Consider the following 1104-nt stretch of genomic DNA (forward strand, 5'->3'; position numbering starts at 1 on the left):
GAACTGTTTTCTGTCGGCTATGACGAAGAGAAAAAACATCTGGAAGTTGAACTGCTGAACGGCAGCACCTATTTATACAAAGGTGTCGCACGGATGATCTATGAAGAGTTGCTGTCCAGCACGGCAAAGTATCGCTACTACACGCGCTACATCAAAAACTCATTTCCCTACGATAAACTGTAATAACACGGCAAGCGCCTTATCGGTAGCGGGCCTATAACGGCCCGCTGCGCGCTATCTCAAGACACGGAACAGCGTTAGAGCCCCTGCTGCTGCACAAACTCATCGATATTGGCGATGGTTTTCTCCATCAGCACTTGCAACGACGAGCCGGATGTCCAGGCGATATGGGGAGTAATCAACAGGTTTGGCATGGTTTTCGCCGCTTTCATCAACGGGTTATCTAACGCCGGTGGCTCCTGTGTCAATCCATCCAATGCGGCACCCGCGATACGGTGCTGCAACAGTACCGTCAGCAGTGCCGGTTCATCCACCAACGCGCCGCGCGCCGTATTGATGATAAATGCCGACGGTTTACACAGTGCCAGCGTCTGGGCATTGATCAAACCCTGGGTCTCCGCTGTCAGTGGGCAATGCAGCGAGATAACATCGGCCGTTTGCATCACTTGGTCGAACGGTAAGTAGCCGGGCCGACACTGCGCCGCGCTGCGCCGTTCCGCAAACAGCACTTTCATTCCCACCGCGCTGGCCAATCGTGCTACCTCTTGCCCTATCGCGCCGGAGCCAATGATGCCGAGCGTTGAGCCCGCGATGTCTTTTACCGGATGATCGAAATAGCAAAACTGATTGTGCTCGGCCCAGCGATCGCTGAGCTGATCGCGATACCAGCCCATCAGGCTATGCTTGAGAGAAAATATCATCGCGATCACGTGTTCGGCGACCGATTGCGTCGAATAAGCAGGAACGTTGCGTACAGCGATCCCCAGTTCCTGTGCGGCGGCAATATCAATGTTGTTCACACCGGTTGCGGTAACCGCGATCAGTTTTAGCGCGGGCAACGCTTGCAGGATCTCACGCGTCAGCACCACTTTATTGGTGATAATCACCTCGCACCCTTGCGCGCGTTCCACCACCAGTTCCGGC

The 1104-nt window shown here is 54.6% G+C and carries 2 protein-coding genes; one reads left to right on the top strand and one right to left on the bottom strand.

All coding sequences use genetic code 11. The features are described 5' to 3' along the window. On the top strand, positions 1–183 hold a 183-nt coding region (locus tag J5224_RS29350), incomplete at its 5' end, for a KTSC domain-containing protein (RefSeq protein ID WP_264628595.1). Between the two features lie 74 nt (positions 184–257). Here the strand turns inward: J5224_RS29350 and J5224_RS29355 are convergent. Next, the coding region (locus tag J5224_RS29355; protein ID WP_264628596.1) for an NAD(P)-dependent oxidoreductase at positions 258–1104 on the bottom strand (847 nt) is incomplete at its 5' end.

This window comes from Candidatus Symbiopectobacterium sp. NZEC135 (assembly GCF_025962695.1).